This window comes from Caulobacter sp. GW821-FHT11A05 (assembly GCF_058809015.1).
Genome location: NZ_JBXASF010000003.1, coordinates 251,372 through 266,846, shown reverse-complemented (window position 1 = coordinate 266,846; position 15,475 = coordinate 251,372). Strand labels below are relative to the sequence as shown.

General features: G+C 71.1%; 15 protein-coding genes. 6 read left to right on the top strand and 9 right to left on the bottom strand.

Annotated features, from left to right (window positions below):
* Positions 1–171: 171 nt before the first annotated feature.
* The gene (locus tag AC1RSK_RS07225; RefSeq protein ID WP_492906824.1) at positions 172–1,386 is read left to right on the top strand and encodes a patatin-like phospholipase family protein; all 1,215 of its coding nucleotides are present in this window, start codon (positions 172–174) and stop codon (positions 1,384–1,386) included.
* On the opposite strand, the gene AC1RSK_RS07220 is transcribed toward AC1RSK_RS07225, so the two are convergent.
* The 3 genes from AC1RSK_RS07220 to AC1RSK_RS07210 are packed head-to-tail and all read right to left on the bottom strand — an operon-like array spanning position 1,383 to position 3,972.
* On the bottom strand, positions 1,383–2,333 hold the full coding sequence (locus AC1RSK_RS07220) for a zinc-binding dehydrogenase (protein ID WP_492906823.1): 951 nt from the start codon (positions 2,331–2,333) through the stop codon (positions 1,383–1,385). The two genes, AC1RSK_RS07225 and AC1RSK_RS07220, sit on opposite strands and share 4 nt — an antisense overlap.
* A complete protein-coding gene (locus tag AC1RSK_RS07215; protein ID WP_492906822.1) occupies positions 2,330–3,325 on the bottom strand; it encodes a Rossmann-fold NAD(P)-binding domain-containing protein in 996 nt (331 codons plus the stop codon). The genes AC1RSK_RS07220 and AC1RSK_RS07215 overlap by 4 nt, the downstream gene beginning before the upstream one ends.
* A complete protein-coding gene (locus tag AC1RSK_RS07210) occupies positions 3,322–3,972 on the bottom strand; it encodes a GNAT family N-acetyltransferase (RefSeq protein WP_492906821.1) in 651 nt (216 codons plus the stop codon). The genes AC1RSK_RS07215 and AC1RSK_RS07210 overlap by 4 nt, the downstream gene beginning before the upstream one ends.
* A 95-nt stretch (positions 3,973–4,067) precedes the next feature.
* Here AC1RSK_RS07210 and AC1RSK_RS07205 point away from each other — a divergent pair, with 95 nt between their 5' ends.
* Positions 4,068–4,637, top strand: a complete 570-nt coding sequence (locus AC1RSK_RS07205) for a TetR/AcrR family transcriptional regulator (protein WP_492906820.1) — start codon at positions 4,068–4,070, stop codon at positions 4,635–4,637.
* A 12-nt stretch (positions 4,638–4,649) separates the two neighbouring features.
* On the opposite strand, the gene mhpA is transcribed toward AC1RSK_RS07205, so the two are convergent.
* Genes mhpA through AC1RSK_RS07185 form a run of 4 tightly spaced genes read right to left on the bottom strand, consistent with a single transcriptional unit; the run spans position 4,650 to position 8,486 of the window.
* Positions 4,650–6,083, bottom strand: coding sequence for a bifunctional 3-(3-hydroxy-phenyl)propionate/3-hydroxycinnamic acid hydroxylase MhpA (mhpA, locus tag AC1RSK_RS07200; protein WP_492906819.1), 1,434 nt, complete (start codon positions 6,081–6,083; stop codon positions 4,650–4,652).
* Complete coding sequence (locus tag AC1RSK_RS07195; RefSeq protein ID WP_492906818.1) at positions 6,080–6,919, bottom strand: fumarylacetoacetate hydrolase family protein; 840 nt, start codon at positions 6,917–6,919, stop codon at positions 6,080–6,082. Before AC1RSK_RS07195 ends, mhpA begins: the two co-directional genes overlap by 4 nt.
* An 8-nt stretch (positions 6,920–6,927) precedes the next feature.
* Positions 6,928–7,854: a VOC family protein gene (locus AC1RSK_RS07190; protein ID WP_492906817.1), complete on the bottom strand. Its 927-nt coding sequence runs from the start codon at positions 7,852–7,854 to the stop codon at positions 6,928–6,930.
* A complete protein-coding gene (locus AC1RSK_RS07185; protein WP_492906816.1) occupies positions 7,851–8,486 on the bottom strand; it encodes a TetR/AcrR family transcriptional regulator in 636 nt (211 codons plus the stop codon). The genes AC1RSK_RS07190 and AC1RSK_RS07185 overlap by 4 nt, the downstream gene beginning before the upstream one ends.
* Before the next feature lie 66 nt (positions 8,487–8,552).
* Here AC1RSK_RS07185 and AC1RSK_RS07180 point away from each other — a divergent pair, with 66 nt between their 5' ends.
* A complete protein-coding gene (locus AC1RSK_RS07180; RefSeq protein WP_492906815.1) occupies positions 8,553–9,410 on the top strand; it encodes an NmrA family NAD(P)-binding protein in 858 nt (285 codons plus the stop codon).
* Positions 9,407–10,978: an AMP-binding protein gene (locus AC1RSK_RS07175; RefSeq protein WP_492906814.1), complete on the top strand. Its 1,572-nt coding sequence runs from the start codon at positions 9,407–9,409 to the stop codon at positions 10,976–10,978. The genes AC1RSK_RS07180 and AC1RSK_RS07175 overlap by 4 nt, the downstream gene beginning before the upstream one ends.
* Here the strand turns inward: AC1RSK_RS07175 and AC1RSK_RS07170 are convergent.
* Both AC1RSK_RS07170 and AC1RSK_RS07165 read right to left on the bottom strand, forming a co-directional pair.
* Positions 10,975–11,694 (bottom strand): hypothetical protein, encoded by a 720-nt coding sequence (locus tag AC1RSK_RS07170; protein ID WP_492906813.1) that lies wholly within the window; start codon positions 11,692–11,694, stop codon positions 10,975–10,977. The genes AC1RSK_RS07175 and AC1RSK_RS07170 overlap by 4 nt on opposite strands.
* A 66-nt stretch (positions 11,695–11,760) precedes the next feature.
* Positions 11,761–12,705, bottom strand: coding sequence for a DUF808 domain-containing protein (locus AC1RSK_RS07165; RefSeq protein WP_492906812.1), 945 nt, complete (start codon positions 12,703–12,705; stop codon positions 11,761–11,763).
* Between the two features lie 447 nt (positions 12,706–13,152).
* On the opposite strand from AC1RSK_RS07165, the gene AC1RSK_RS07160 reads away from it, so the two are divergent.
* Entirely contained in the window at positions 13,153–14,985 is a 1,833-nt protein-coding gene (locus AC1RSK_RS07160) for a methyl-accepting chemotaxis protein (protein ID WP_492906811.1), read from the top strand.
* Positions 14,985–15,461 (top strand): chemotaxis protein CheW, encoded by a 477-nt coding sequence (locus AC1RSK_RS07155; RefSeq protein WP_492906810.1) that lies wholly within the window; start codon positions 14,985–14,987, stop codon positions 15,459–15,461. The genes AC1RSK_RS07160 and AC1RSK_RS07155 overlap by 1 nt, the downstream gene beginning before the upstream one ends.
* The last annotated feature ends 14 nt before the right edge of the window (positions 15,462–15,475 follow it).

The window sequence follows — 15,475 nt, the reverse complement described above, 5'->3', positions numbered from 1 at the left end:
ACAAGGAAATCCGAGCGTGCGGTGCCACAGCCGGAAAGGGCCGGGGACTGCACAAACTGTGGTGTTCTTTTGCGCGAGTGGCCTCCGCTGGCTGGCGGCGGCCACCTTTGCGCCCGCACGGCGTTGTCTGCTGCGCTATATTCCTGGGTGCGTAACGACGAGGCGGCGACGATGAGCGACACCCCCAACTGGCGAAGCCGACTGCCGGGCGCGCGGCTGCCCGCGCCGCTGGCCGCCAAGGCCAGGATCGCCGGCTTCGAGGGCGTGCGCCTGAGCGTCGAGGAGGCCGAGGACTCGCTGATGGCCGCCGCCGACCGGCTGGCCCCGCTGCGGGCGCCCTGGGCGCGGGAGGCGTTCAACATCCTGGCCATTTCCGGAGGGGCCGCGGGGGGCGCGTATGGGGCGGGCATCCTGGTCGGGCTGACCCGGGCCGGGCGGCGGCCGGACTTCGCCATCGTCACGGGGGTCAGCACCGGCGCCCTGATCGCGCCGTTCGCCTTCCTGGGACCGAGCTGGGACGAGCGGCTGACCGACGCCTACACCGGCGGCCACGCGGCCGACCTGCTGGGGCTGGGCAAGCTGGGGCCGGGGTCGGGGGCCATCTTCCGGGCCGAGTCCCTCGACCGGCTGGTCGGCAAGTTCATCGACGCGGAGATGCTCGGCGCCATCGCCGAGGAGCACGCCAAGGGGCGGCGCCTGCTGGTGGCGACCACGGACCTGGACCGCCAGAGGACGGTGATCTGGGACATGGGCGAGATCGCCAGCAAGGGCGGCGAGGAGGCTTTGAACCTGTTCCGCACGGTGCTGGTCGCCTCGGGCAGCCTGCCGGGCATCTTCCCGCCCAAGCGCATCGGCTGCCAGTGCGACGGGGTGATGTACGAGGAGATGCATGTCGACGGCGGGGTGACGACGCCGCTGTTCCTGATGCCCGAGGCGCTGCTGCGCTGGCGCAAGCTGGGCCAGCGGCTGGCCCGCAGCCAGGTCTACGCCATCGTCAACACCGTGCTCGACCAGGCCCCGCGCACCACCCAGAACAACATCGCCGCCATCCTGATCCGCAGCTTCGACACCATGCTGCGGTTCAGCTATCGCCACGCCATCGAGGTGACGGCGGCCTTCTGCGCCCGCCACCGCCTGCCGTTCAGCGTCGCCACCATCCCCGATCCGGGCGAGGCCTTCAGCATGATGAGCTTCGACACCGCCAGCATGCGCCGCAACTTCGACAACGCGGTCGAGCGGGCGATGGGCGACGCGCTGTGGGCCACGCCGGTGGCCGAGCCGTCGGTGGCGGCGGGGTTGCTGCAGTCGCTGAAGATGCGGCCGGATCGGGCGGGGGCGGTGCCGCGGAATGGGCCAGTGGAGGACCTGGACGGAGACGAAGGCTAGCGGCTGACCTTCAGAAGCACGCGGCCCTGCTTGCCCCGGGTGGCGAAGCGGTCGAAGGCGGCGTCCGCCTGGTCCAGCGGAAAGACGCTGTCGATGACGGCCTTGAGTGTTCCCGCCAGAGCCAGATCTATCAGCCGCTGCAGGCCCGCGGGGTGGCTGCGCAACAGCATCAGGTAGCCGGCCCGCCGCGACGACAGCATCGCTCGCGCAAAGCCGGCGATGTCGGTCTGAGGGTTGGTGGTCACATACATGCCGCTAGGCGCCAGGCGCGGCGCTGCCTGGGCGAAGGTCGATTTCCCGGGCGTGTCGATCACCAGGTCGAACCGGTCGCCGTCCCGCCACCAGCCACCGTCCTCATGGGCGCGAACCTCCTGGGCGCCCAGGGCGCCGAGCCAGGGCGCGCTGGACCTGGACCCCACGGCCACCACCTTGGCCCCTTGCCCCACAGCTAGCTGCAGGCTGTAGGCGCCGACGCCGCCGGCCGCTCCGGCGATCAGGCAGCGGTCGCCGCGGTCCAGCGGGCGCTGGCGCTCCAGGATTTCGATGGCGGTCAGGCCCATGACGACCAGGGCGGCGGCCGCCTCGTCGTCCAGGGCGTCCGGAAGGACCTGAAGGTCACGCTCCGCCACGGCCGCGAACTCCGCGTGGGTGCGCGGGCCGTCAAGCACCGGGCTGTAGCCGATCACCCGCTGGCCGGCGCGGATGCGGTCGCCGTCGCTGCGCGTCACGCCGGAGAACTCGAAGCCGGTCAGCACCGGCCCGGCCCGCCGGAAGCGCTTCACCTGGTTCGCCCAGCCGCCGGCCCGGACCTGGACGTCCATCTCGTTCACCGCCGAGGCCCGGATTTCCACCAGCACCTGGCCCCTGGCGGGAATGGGTCTGTCGGTCAGGACGACAGCCATCCGGCCGTCGGACCCGAGGCCCAGCGCCCGCATCGGCTCACTCATGGCGCGATCCCATGGCGCACACCGAAACTGGCCAGCCGCGCCAGGGCGGCGGCCGGATCGAGCAGCGTCTCGGGAAAGGCCAGGCCGCCGGGCGGCGGCGGCCGGCCGTCGAGGCCCAGGACGCGCTCGGCGCAGATCAGCACGCCCAGCGCCGTCAGGTGCGCCTGGCCTTTGGGGTCGCTGATCGTCGCACGCCGGGTCGCCGTCTCCCCTGAAACCAATCGACCGCCAAGGTCGATGTAGAGGTCGTGGGAGGCGGCCTCGCCGGCCAGGGTTCCGAGCGAATGGCCTGTCCCCAGGTCGAACCGGATATCCCGCGCGGCGGTGACGGCCCCGAGGGCCGGGACGTCCAGCACCCCCATCGGCAGGGCGTCGAAGGCCGGATGTCCTGCGCGCTCCACCCGCCGTGGATGATCCGGCGCCTCGAGCCAGACCCAATGCCTCGCCCGGCGGGTCAGGGCCCGGCCGACGAAGCCGGCGTTGTCGGCCACGGTCATCGGGCCGATGGGATCGGCGTAGTCGTACAGGGCGGCCAACTCGATCCGCTCGACTAGGGCGTACGCCTGGGCAGCCTGCAGGGCGGCCAGGGTAAGGACGCCGGCCTGCCAATGGGCCAGTGGAACGATCGGCCGCCGCGCTCGCGTGGCGCTGACCGCCATGACGGTGGGGGTGAGGGAATCGACGCCGCGGGTAATGCCGATGTGGCCGGCGCCGGAGCCGAGGGCGGCGGTGACCAGGACATCGCCGGGGTCCTGCAGGGCGGCGATGATCAGCTCGACCGGACCGATCGCGGCCAGGTCGGCGGTGGCGTCGTCGAGGTCGAGCCGGGCGGTGCGGGCGCCCAGTTCACGGGCCAGGGGCTCGCCGGCCTGGGGATTGCGGCCGGCCAGGACCAGGTCCAGGTCGTGGCCAGCGGTCCGCAGGTGACGGGCGATGTGGCCGCCGACCAGGCCATAGCCGCCGGCGATGAGGATTGTCGGGCGGGCGCTCACAGGCTGATCGCCATGCGCAGCTCACTGGGAAAGCCATGGTCGCGGGACAGCTCGGGAGAGCGGGTCTCGGCCAGTATGCTCAATCCCATCGCCTGGTAGAAACCCACCGCGGGATTGTCGGCCAGCACGTCGAGCTGCAGTTCGGCATGACCGGCGGCGCGGGCTCGATCGATGGCCGCCGTCAGCAGCGCCTTGCCCACCCCTTTGCCGCGATGGTCCGGCGGGGTGGAAAGGGCGTGCAGATAGTAGACGCCGTCCGGCACATGGGCGTTGAGGTAGCTGGCCTTGCCGGCCCGCGCCGCCAGGCCTTGCAGCTCCTCGAACCCGATCACGCCGCGCGCGATCAGATCCGGGGCCAGCGCAGCCAGATTGTCCTTGAAGGCATAGAAGTTCGGGCCCTCGAAGCCCAGCTCCAGGCCGAGCAGGTCATCGCCTTCGGTGGCAAAGGTGGTCGAGGCGGCGGCGAACAGGGTGGCCGGCGCCTGCCACGAGGCCGCGACCAGGCGCGCGAGCAGCCCTGTCCCGGCGCCGAACTGGTAGTCGTAGCTGACCGGGCCGGTGGCGCGGATCAGCTCCGGAATCCGGTCGGCGAAGGCTCGCGCCTGCGCCGCCGTGGCCGGCGCGATGTGGGGGGACTTGGCTGTCATGGGCCGCTCCGCTAGAACCGATTATGTTACGACTAGTAAGTTACGAATCGTAACATAGGCAACGCCGCGCTGCGGTCAACCGGGAAGGACTGGACGTGTCGACCAAGCGGATGCCGAAGGAGCAGCGGCGGCTTCAACTGCTGGAGACAGCCTCGGCCATCGTGCGCGCGCAGGGCACAGACGCCCTGACCCTGGCCTATCTGGCGGAGCAGGCGGGGGTGACCAAGCCTATCGCCTACGAACATTTCGGGACGCGGGCGGGCCTGCTGGTCGCGCTCTATCGTCACTATGACGACCGTCAGGCCCAGGCGGTGCAATTGGCGCTCGCTACCCGCGCTCGCGGCCTGGACGACGTCATCGGCATCCTCAGCGCCGCCTATGTCGACTGCGTGCTGTCCTCGGGCCCGGAGTTCGGGGCCATCGCCGCCGCCCTTTCGGGGACCGAGGAGATGGCCGATTTCCGCCAGACCCTGCGCGACGGCTATGCCGCGGCCTACGGCGCCGCCCTGGCGCCCTTCGCCAAGCCGCCGACGCGGGCGATCATGCTGGGCGTGATCGGCGCCGCCGACAGCCTGTCGGAGGCCGCCGCGAACCGACGGCTGTCCCGCGCGCAGGCCATTGACGCCCTGTCGCGAATCCTTCGTGGGGCGGTGGATCCCCGCTGACGGCGGTCGCGCCTAGGCGACGACGCGCTCGCGCCACGCCTGGCGCAGCCCCTCCGCCTCGCCGGTTCCGAAGACATAGCGGTCCGGGCGGACCAGCACGGCCTCCACCCCACGCGCGCCCAGCCAGCCCGCCAGGGGCTCGGCGAAAGGCGCCAGCGGGCCGGTCAGGGCGTCGCGGCGCAGCAGCCAGGGGCCGTCGCCGAGCAGGTCGTCGAGGCGGGCTTCGCCGGACCAGGGTTGCGGGAACAGCTCGCCGGCGCCGGCGCTGTCGGCCAGCAGACAGCCGGGGCCGAGGGCGGAGGGAGGCAGGGGCGGCGGTCCCTGGCCGGCGGCGCGCTGGGCCAGCATGGCGGCGTCGCGCTGGGCGACGATGTCGGGGTCGGTGGCGCAGACCACCCGGCCCATCTGGATGGCCAGGCCGATGACGCCGCGGACGTGCGGTTCGCGCTCGCTCTGGTAGCTGTCCAACAAGGCGGGGGAGGCGGCGCCCTTGAGGACGGCGGCCAGCTTCCAGGCCAGGTTGGCGGCGTCGCGCAGGCCGGCGCACATGCCCTGGCCGGCGAAGGGCGGGGTCTGATGGGCGGCGTCGCCGGCCAGCAGGACGCGGCCCTGACGCCAGTTACGGGCAATGCGGCCGTGGAAGCGGTAGACGGCCTTGCGCTCGATCTCGACCGCGCCGGCGCAGTCCCAGGGGGCCATCAGTTGGCGGATGAAGGCCTCGTCCAGAACCTGATCGGGCGTCTCGCCGGGCAGCAGCATGAACTCCCAGCGATGGCGGCCCTGGCTCATCAGCACGCAGGTGGTCGGACGGGCGGGATCGCAGATCTGCAGATTGACGGCCGGCAGGCGGCCCGGGTCGCGGACCAGCACGTCGAGGACCAGCCAGGGCTCGTCGAACGCCAGGTCTTCCAGTTCGATGCCGAGCGCCTCGCGGACCGAGCTGCGGGCGCCGTCGCAGGCGACCAGCCAACGGGCGCGGACGGTGCGCGGGCCTTGCGGGCCTTCGATCACGGCGGTGACGCCGGCCTCGTCCTGGTCGAAGGCGGCCAGGGTGGACTCAAGATGGGTCTCGACCAGCGGAGAAGCGGCGAGCAGGGCCCGCAGGCCGTGCTCCAGGCTGGGCTGATGGAACATGTAGCCGGCGGCCCAGCCGCTGGGGGCGGGGCCGTCCAGGTCGTAGCGCATCAGCACCTGGCCGGCGGCGTTGCGGAACTCGTAGGCCGTGGCCGGCCGCGAGGCGGCCAGCATGGCGGCGCTGAGGCCCAGCTGCTGGAACAGCCGCATGATCTCATGGTCGAAATGGGCGGCGCGGGGCAGGGGGTAGACGCCGGCGTCCTTCTCGACGGCGATGGCGCTGACGCCCCGCCGGGCCAGCAGGGCGGCGAGGGCCGCGCCGACGGGTCCGAGGCCGACGATGAGGACGTCGCAGTCGTAGGGCCGGCTCACGGCGCGCAGACCGTCTCGATGTGGCCCAGGCCCTCGACCTCGCAGCGGACGCGATCGCCGGCTTTCAGGAACTGGCGCGGGTCCATGGCCGCGCCGACGCCGCCGGGGGTGCCGGTGAAGATCAGGTCGCCCGGCTCCAGGGTCATGGCCTGGGACAGGTGCTCGACCTGGGCCCAGACGTCGAAGACCAGGTGGCGGGTGTTGGAGTCCTGACGGACCTCGCCGTTGACGAGACACCGGAGGTTCAGGGCATGGGGGTCGGCGACCTCGTCGGCGGTGGTGATCCAGGGGCCGAAGGGGGCGTGGGTGTCGAAGGACTTGCCGAGCGACCACTGCGGCGTGCGGTGCTGCCACATCCGTTCGGTGACGTCGTTGCCGACGCACCAGCCGAAGAGGGCGGCGGGGGCCTGGTCCCGGCCGACATTGCGGCCGCCGGCCCCGACCACGGCGACCAGCTCGACCTCGTAGTCGCAGAAGGGGGTGGGGACCTGGACCGGATCGTAGGGGCCGGTGGCGGCGGTGGCGGCCTTGCTGAACCAGACCTGGTGGGCGGGGGTGTCGACGCCGCTCTCGGCGATGTGGTCGGCGTAGTTGAGGCCGATCGCCCAGATCTTGCCGGGGCGGGGGATGGGGGCGAGCAGGCGCACGGAGTCCAGCGGCAGGGCGTCCCGGCCGGCGGCGGCGAGGCGGCGGACCTCGGCCTCGACCTGAGGCCAGGCGGCGATCAGGCCGATCATGTCGGCCGGCAGGCCGGGGGCGGTCAGGGGGACGATGCGGTCGCCCGTGACGGCCCCGAGACGGGCGGGACCGCCGGTGGTGAAGGTCGCGAGTTTCATCGGTTGTCCTATCCGAAGTCGGGCGGGGTGGCCGGACCCCACTGCACGCCCAGCAGGTCCTGCAGGGTGGCGGTGTTGGGGCCGGTGGCGGCGGTCAGCAGGTCGCCGTCGGTCCAATGTTCGAGGATGTGGCCCCAGGGGTCGCGCCAGTAGTCGAACACCTGGCTGCCGAGGATGTGGCGGCCGACGCCCCAGGCCGGGGTGCGGTCGGCGGCCCGCAGATGGTCGTGGCCGGCCATCAGGTCGTCGAGGTCGCGCACCTCGAAGGCGGCGTGGTTGAAGCCGGGGCCCTGCGGCGCCTGCAGCAGGAACAGGGTGTGATGGTCGGTGGGGACCTCGCCGCGGTCGCAGCGCAGGAAGGCGCCGATCGAGAAGCCGGGGGCGGCGGCGATCTCGTCGGAGGTCAGGAAGCCGAAGCGCTCCTTGTACCAGCGCTCGGAGGCGCGGAAGTCGGAGACGTTGAGGACGGCGTGGCCGAGGCGGACGACGTTGGCCGGGCCGGCCTCGACCCGCTTGACCCCGCCCAGGCGGGCCCGGGCTTCGACGCCGTTCCAGGGCTGGCGGGCGGCGAAGGCGGTTGGGGCGGCGGGCGTCTGGCCGGCGACGACCTCGATCAGATGGCCGTCCGGGTCGCTCAGGCGGACGACGAAGCCGCCGCCGGGCGCATCGAGAGGCTCGACCGGCAGGTCCTCGGCGGCGGCCAGGGCCTCGAGATCGGCCAGGCTGGCGGCGCGCAGGCCGAGGGCCGTGAAGCCGGGCTCGCCCCGTTCGGTGGCGTGCAGGAAGGGGGCGCCGCCCGTCCCGCGCATGAACAGGCGGTCTGGTTCGACGGCGGCGGGGGTGAGGCCGAACTCCTCCAGCCAGGCCTGCATCGCCGCCAGGTCGGGGGCGCGGAAGCGGACCCAGGCGATGTCTTCGATGCGGATGGTGCTCATTGGGTCTCCTCCAGGATGGCGGCGGCCGCGTCGGCGGCCGCGCGGGCCTCGGCGTCGGGGACGCCGAGGCCGCGCAGCAGGCCAAGGTTCATCTGCCGCGACAGCTGCGGCGGGGGCGTGGGGTTGGCCGGGTCGAGCAGGCGGGCGGCGGCGATGGTTGCGACGCCCATGGCCAGCAGCACCCCGGTCTCGATGCTCAGGCCGTTGAACACCCCGGCGGCCAGGCCGGCCTCGATGTCGGAGCGGACGCCGCGATTGAGCGGGGCGTGGGGCAGGGTGGCGCCGGCGAAGAGGCGGCTCATGGCCTGGGCGCGCTCAGGCTCGCGGGCGGTGAAGCGCAACACCACCGCCTGGGCGCGGGCCATGCGCAGGACCGGGTCGGCGATACCGTCGTTGGCCTTGTCGATCTGGGCTTCCAGGTCGCCGCGCACCGACTGGGCGATGGTCCGGGCCAGCGCCTCCTTGTCGGGGAAGTGGTTGTAGAAGCTGCCCTTGGCGACATCGGCGGCGGCGACGATGTCGTCGATGCTGACCGCGTCCACGGCCTGGGCGGAGAACAGGGCCTGGCCGGCCTGCAGCAGGGCGGCCCGGGTCCGGGCGCGACGGCGGTCGGGGCGAGGTTCGGGGGACATGGCGAGCTCTAGTTGACTGTTTGGTCATTAATGAACTAATCAGTCAAAAATGCAAGAGGCCTTCTCATGATCCTGATCCTGGGCGGCACGGGCCGTATCGGTTCGAGCCTGGTGAAACAGCTGCGGGCGCGGACCCTGGCGGTGCGAGTGATGGCCCGCGACGTGGCGGCGGCGCGGGCCAGGCTTGACGAGGGCGTCGAGGTCGTCGCCGGCGATCTCGACCGGCCGGAGACCCTGGCGGCCGCCTTCCAGAGTGTGGGATCCCTGTTCCTGCTCACCGCCCAGTCGCCGCGCCAGGCGGCCCAGGAGCTGGCCGCCATTGCGGCGGCGAAGGCGGCCGGCGCCTACCAGATCGTCAAGCTGTCGGCCGGCCCGGCGGTGGTTGGCGCGGAGAGCCCGACGCCGGTCGGCCGCGCGCACGCGGCGTCGGAGGCGGCGCTGAAGGCCTCCGGCCTGGCCTGGACGATCCTGCGGCCCGGTGTTTTCATGCAGACCCTGCTGGGGCCGGCGATGGCGGAAGCCAGCCGGACCGGGCGGCTGATGCTGCCGCTCGGCCGGGCGAAGGTGGCCTTCGTCGACATCGAGGACATCGCCCGCGCCGCCGCCTCCGCCCTGACCCGTCGCGACCAGGTCCAGACCCTGACGATCACCGGGCCGCAGGCGCTGGGCGTCGCCGAGCTGGCGGCGGTGGCCTCGATCGACCTCGGCCGGCCGGTGAAGGCGGTGTCGCCGCCACGCTGGCTGGCGCGGCTGGCGCTGGGTCGGCGGATCGCCGATCCCTTCCTGCGTCGCCACCAGCTGGCGATGCTGGACCTGATGCGGGCCGGCGCGATGGCGTCTGTGTCGCCTGATCTTGCCCATGCTACGGGTTGGGCGGGCCGGTCGGTCGCCGACTGGCTCACCGCCCAAAGGACTCGCCCATGACGCCGCCGCCGCCGCCGATGACCCCCTTCGAGGGCCAGGACGCCCGCACCCTGATCGACCGGCAGGCCCTGCGCCGGGCCGACCATCCCTGCCTGATCTGGGAGCCCTTCGAGGGCGAGGGGCCGACCTGGACCTACGGCCAGTTCGCGCAGGCCGTGCGGCGGTTCGCGGCCGGGCTGCAGGCGCGCGGCGTGAAGCCGGCCGACCGGGTGCTGGTCCATCTCGACAACTGTCCGGAGTCGGTGATCGCCTGGCTGGGCTGCGCCTACGCCGGGGCGGTGGCGGTGACCACCAACGCCAATGCCAGTGGCGAGGAGGTCGCCTACTACGCCAGCCACAGCGGGGCGGTCGGCGGGGTGACGCAGCCGCGCTTCGCCGCCCTGGTGGCCGAGGCGGCGCCCGGGCTCGGCTGGCTGGCGGTGACGGAGACGGACAACGGCGCGGCGGCCCAGGCGGATGTCTCCGGCTTCGAGCCCTTCGCGGCCATCGACGCCGACCCGGCGACCCTGGGCGACCGGCTACACGCGCCGATGGCGCCCTTCGCCATCCAGTACACCTCAGGCACCACGGCTCGGCCCAAGGCGGTGCTGTGGACCCATGCCAACTTCCTGTGGGGCGCGAAGGTCAGCGCCCTGCACGAGGACCTGGCCCCGGACGACGTCCACCTGATCACCCTGCCGCTGTTCCACACCAACGCCCAGGTCTACTCTTTCGCCGCCGCCTTCTGGGCGGGGGCCAGCGTGGTGCTGCAGCCGAAGTTCTCGGCCTCGCGCTTCTGGCCGGTGTCGCTGAAGCATGGCTGCACCTGGGCCTCGATGGTGCCCTTCTGCCTGAAGGCGTTGCTGGAGCAGCCGCTGCCGGAGCGGCACAGCTACCGCCACTTCGGCAACGGCATCTGCGACACCCCCTGGGACGCCCTTTTCGGCGTCAAGACCATCGGCTGGTGGGGGATGACAGAGACCGTCACCCAGGGCGTGGTCGGCGACGCGCGCCTGCCAGACGCGCCGATGTCGATGGGCCGGCCCTCGCCCGCCTATCGCATCCATGTGCTGGACGAGGCCGGGGCGCCGGTGAAGCCGGGGCAGACGGGGGACCTCTATGTCGAGGGTATCCGCGGCCTGTCGCTGTTCCTGGAATACGCCGGCGATCCGGAGGCGACGGCGAAGGCCTTCCGCGAGGATGGGCTGTTCATCACCGGCGACCGGGTGCGGCTGGGCGAGGACGGTTGGCTCTACTTCGCCGATCGCAGCAAGGACATGCTGAAGGTCGGGGGCGAGAACGTCGCCGCCTCGGAGATCGAGCGGGTGGTGGCTTCGGTGGCCGGGGTGAAGGAGGCGGCGGTGGTGGGCAGGCGCCATCCGATGCTGGACGAGGTTCCGGTGGTCTTCGTCATCCCGCACGACCCCGCCGACGCGGGACTGGCGGCGCGGATCGACGAGGCCTGTGCGCGGTCGCTGGCGGCGTTCAAGCGGCCGCGCGAGGTGCGGCTGGTGGCCAGCCTGCCGCGCGCCACCCTGGAGAAGGTGGCCAAGGCCGAGCTGCGGACGATGCTGGCGGCGGAGACCTAGACCAGCGAGGCGGCCAGCCGGCGCAGGGCCTCCGGCGGGTCGTCCTCGATGACGTCGCCGTGGCTGACGACGATGCGCTTGAGGCTGGGCAGGTGCGACCAGGCCATCAGCTGGCCGACCAGGGCGGCCTTGTCCTCGACCAGCTTGCGCTGCACCGGGCCGGGGATGTGGGGTTCGTCACCGGCGAACTTAATCAGCCGCAGCAGCCAGCCGGAGATGCCGTGCTCGCCGTGGATGTTGGCCACCAGATCGTTGAGGATCAGGCTACTCCCCTCCGGCCGGGTGACTTCGAGGGCAAACTCGTTCGACTGCGTGCCGGCCACCTCGACGAGGCGGACGTGCGGGTCGCGGAAGTCGGCCTCGGTGGCGTCGACGGCGACCACCTCCTCGACCTTCAGCAGGGCGCCGCGCGGCGCGATCACCTGGATGCCGGGATAGCGCTGCTTGAAGATGCAGGCGTCCTGGCGATGGATGGCGTTGGGCACGACCAGGAAGGCCGGCTCGCCGAACGCCTCCAGCTGGCGCATCTGAGGCTCATCGAGGGCGACGGCGCTGAAGATGACCAGGCGGCGGTCGTGCAGCCGCACCACCGTCATGCGGCGGGGGAATTCGCCGATCGGCATGTGGATTTCGCCCAGCACCGTCAGGATGTCGTCGGTCAGCGGCACGAGCCGGCCGTGGGGCAGGACGGTCCAGGTCTTGAACGGGGCGGTCATCGGTCGGGTCCCTCGCGTGGCGTCCCCGACCGCTTTGGAAATCCCCGGAGGGCGGCGAGGGTTCCGCTAGTGGGCCGCCGGCTTCTTCTTCGGGATCAGGTGCAGGGCGCCGACGATGACGCCGCCGATGACCAGCCCGACCACCGCCGACAGGGCCGCGAAGGTGAACCAGCCGAGCAGGGGGCCGACGCCGGGAACCGCGCCGGCGGCATGGCTGGCGGCCTCGACCCAGACCGGCACGGGGCTGAAGTGGTAGTGCTCCAGCCCGTGCACAATGATGCCGCCGCCGACCCACAGCATGGCGGCGGTGCCAACGATCGACAGGCCCGACAGCACCGCCGGCATGGCGCGGACCAGGCCTTCACCGAACACCCGGGTTGGCTTGCGGGGGCTCTTGGCCAGGTGCAGGCCGATGTCGTCCATCTTCACGATCAGCGCGACGACCCCGTAGACGACGATGGTGATGCCGATGCCGACCGCCAGCAGGGCGGCGGCGCGGATCATCAAGGGCTGCTCGGCGACCTCGCCCAGGGCGATGGCCATGATCTCGGCCGACAGGATCAGGTCGGTGCGGATGGCGCCCGCCACCTTCTGCTTTTCCAGCTCGATCGAGCTGAGGGCCAGGTCCTCGGGACCGTCGACCTCATGTTCGCCGTGGTAGAAGGCTTCAAGGATCTTCTCGCTGGCCTCGAAGCAGAGGTAGGCGCCGCCGATCATCAGCAGCGGCTGAATGGCCCAGGGCGCGAAGACGCTGAGCAGCAGCGCCCCGGGCAGCAGGAACACCAGCTTGTTGATGAAACTGCCCTTGGCGATCTTGGCGACGATCGGCAGCTCGCGGTCGGGGGTGAAGCCGACGGCGTAGTTGGGCGTCACGGCCGTGTCGTCGATGACCACCCCGACCGCCTTGGTCCCGGCCTTGCCGGCGGCGGCCGAGACGTCGTCCAGCGAGGAAGCGGCGATCTTGGCGATGCCGGCGATGTCGTCGAGAAGGGCGGCGAGTCCGGATGCCATCGAATGCCTCTAGCCATGGAGGACCGCTAGGCCCCGAAAAGCTGAGTGGGTAGAGAGTTCGGCGGCTATCGTAAAGCGTCGGCAGGCGCGGTCCGCTACTCGCGCCGGGCTCAAGAGGCGACTGCCGCAGGGCTTCTTGTCGCGCCGCCGAGCGTGGTCTTCTCCTGGGCCGGCTTTCGTCAGCTGAGTGGCAAATTTCTAGTCACAAATCTCGGAATGGTAGTATTATTCGAGACGCGCTCTAAAGTATTGAGTGTCTCGATGCTCGAAGTCAGTGGTCGAGAGGCCGATCGGCTGTGGCTGTCTCAAAGCTTTCGAGGTTGAAATCTGAATGCTCAATCCGGGTCAATAGCGCCACGGCAGGGCGAACGGCGTTCAATGTCTATTAAGGTCAGGCGTTCATTTAGGAGGCAGGTAATTAACCTAAAAGGCTGGGGTCCAGGCAAAATGGCGCTATTCACTGCCTCGCGCGATCAGGGGGCGATCCTAGGCGCCCTCGACCGGTCTCAGGCGATCATCGAGTTCAACCGGGACGGGCTCATCCTGCGCGCCAACGCGAACTTCTGTTCGGCGATGGGCTATTCCGAGGCCGAGCTGAAAGGCCGCCATCACAGCCTGTTCGTCGACCCCGATTACGCCAAGAGCAGCGACTACGCCGCCTTCTGGGCCAAGCTTCGCCGTGGTGAGTATGACGCCAGCGAATACTGCCGCCTGGCCAAGAACGGCGACGAGGTCTGGATTCAGGCCTCCTACAACCCCGTTCTGAACAGAAAGGGCGGTGTCGAGCGGGTGGTGAAGGTGGCCTCGGTCGTCACCGACGCCAAGTTGAAGGCCGCCGAAGCGGCGAGCAGACTGGCGGCCCTCGATCGCGTGCAGGCGATCATCGAGTTCACGCCCGGCGGCGAGGTCGTTACCGCCAACGACAACTTCCTGAAGGTGCTGGGCTACCGGCTGGACGAGATCAAGGGGCGCCATCATCGCCTGTTCGTCGACCCGGCCTACGCCCAAACCCCCGAGTATGCGGCCTTTTGGCGCAAGCTGAACGCCGGCGAGTTCGTCGCCGACGAGTTCGAACGCCGCGCCAAGGATGGCTCGTCGGTCTGGATCCAGGCCTCCTACAATCCGATCCTCGACGCCAGCGGACGCGTCGTGAAGGTCGTGAAGTTCGCGACGGACGTGACCGGTCGCGTGCGGTCGGTCGACCAGATCGCCACGGGTCTGGCCCATCTGGCCGACAGCCGGCTGACCTATCGGGTCACCGGCCCCGTCGACCCGGCCTTCGAGAAGGTGAAGAGCGATTTCAACAACGCCACCGACGCCCTGCAGCGGACCATGGAGGCGGTGAAGACCGCGGCCGACAGCGTCGACGGCGGCTCCAACGAGATCGCCCAGGCGTCCAACGACCTGTCCCGGCGCACCGAACAACAGGCCGCCAGCCTGGAAGAGACGGCCGCCGCCCTCGAAGAGATCACCCAGACCGTCAAGCGCACCGCCGAAGGCGCGCGGCGGGCCTCCGAAGCGGCCAGCCAGGCGCGGGTCGAGGCCCAGAAGTCCGGCGACGTCATGCGCGACGCCGTCGGGGCCATGGGCGAGATCGAAAGCTCGTCCTCGCAGATCGGCCAGATCATCGGGGTGATCGACGAGATCGCCTTCCAGACCAACCTGCTGGCCCTCAACGCCGGCGTCGAGGCAGCGCGGGCCGGCGACGCGGGCAGGGGCTTCGCCGTCGTCGCCTCCGAAGTGCGGGCGCTGGCCCAGCGGTCGGCCGACGCGGCCAAGGAGATCAAGTCGCTGATCAGCGCCTCGGGCGCCCAGGTCGGCCGCGGCGCCAAGCTGGTCGGCGACACCGGCAAGGCGCTGTCGACCATTGTCGAGGCGATCGCCAACATCGACGCCCTGGTCAGCGAGATCGCCGCCTCGACCCAGGAACAGGCGACCGGCATGGGCGAGGTCAACACCGCCGTGAACCAGATGGACCAGGTGACGCAACAGAACGCCGCCATGGTCGAGCAGGCGACGGCCGCGGCGACCAGCCTGCGCAGCGAGGCCTCGGGCCTGGCCAGGCTGATCGCCGGTTTCGAGATCGGTGGGGAAGGGCGTTCGGCGCCCTCCGCCCGGCCGGCGGCGTCGCCTCGGCCGGCGCCGGTTCATGCGGCGTCGTCTCAAGGGCAGTCGGGGACGGGCGCCAACCCCGTTCACGCCGCCCGGGCGCGCGTGGCGTCGTTCGCCAGATCCGGCGGGGCCGCCGCCAAGCCTTCCAGTGACTGGGAGGAGTTCTGATGGGGGGCGACCTGAGCGAGGTCCTGGCCCGCGACGACAGCCGCACCGAAGTCATCACCCTGGTCGTCAAGGACGTGGAGTTCTGCGTCGACATCAAGGCTGTCCGCGAAATCCGCGGCTGGACCCCGGCGACGCCGGTGCCGCACGCGCCGCCTTACGTGAAGGGCGTGATCAATCTTCGCGGCGTGGTCATGCCGGTGCTCGATCTGGCCGCCCGGCTGAATCTGGGCCTGACCGAGCCGACGGGCCGCCATGTCATCGTCGTCGCCCAGTGCGGCGAGGAGCTTGTCGGCCTGCTGGTGGACAGCGTGCAGGAGACCTTCCATGTCTCCGCCTCGCAGCTGCAGGCGCCGCCTTCGGTCTGTGAGCAGGACGGTCTGGGCATCGTCGACGCCATCCTGCCGCTGGACGGCCGGATGATCAGCCGGCTCATCGTCGAGCGGCTGGTTCAGCAGGACAAGCCGCTGGCGGCCTAGTCGCTTCCGCGTCC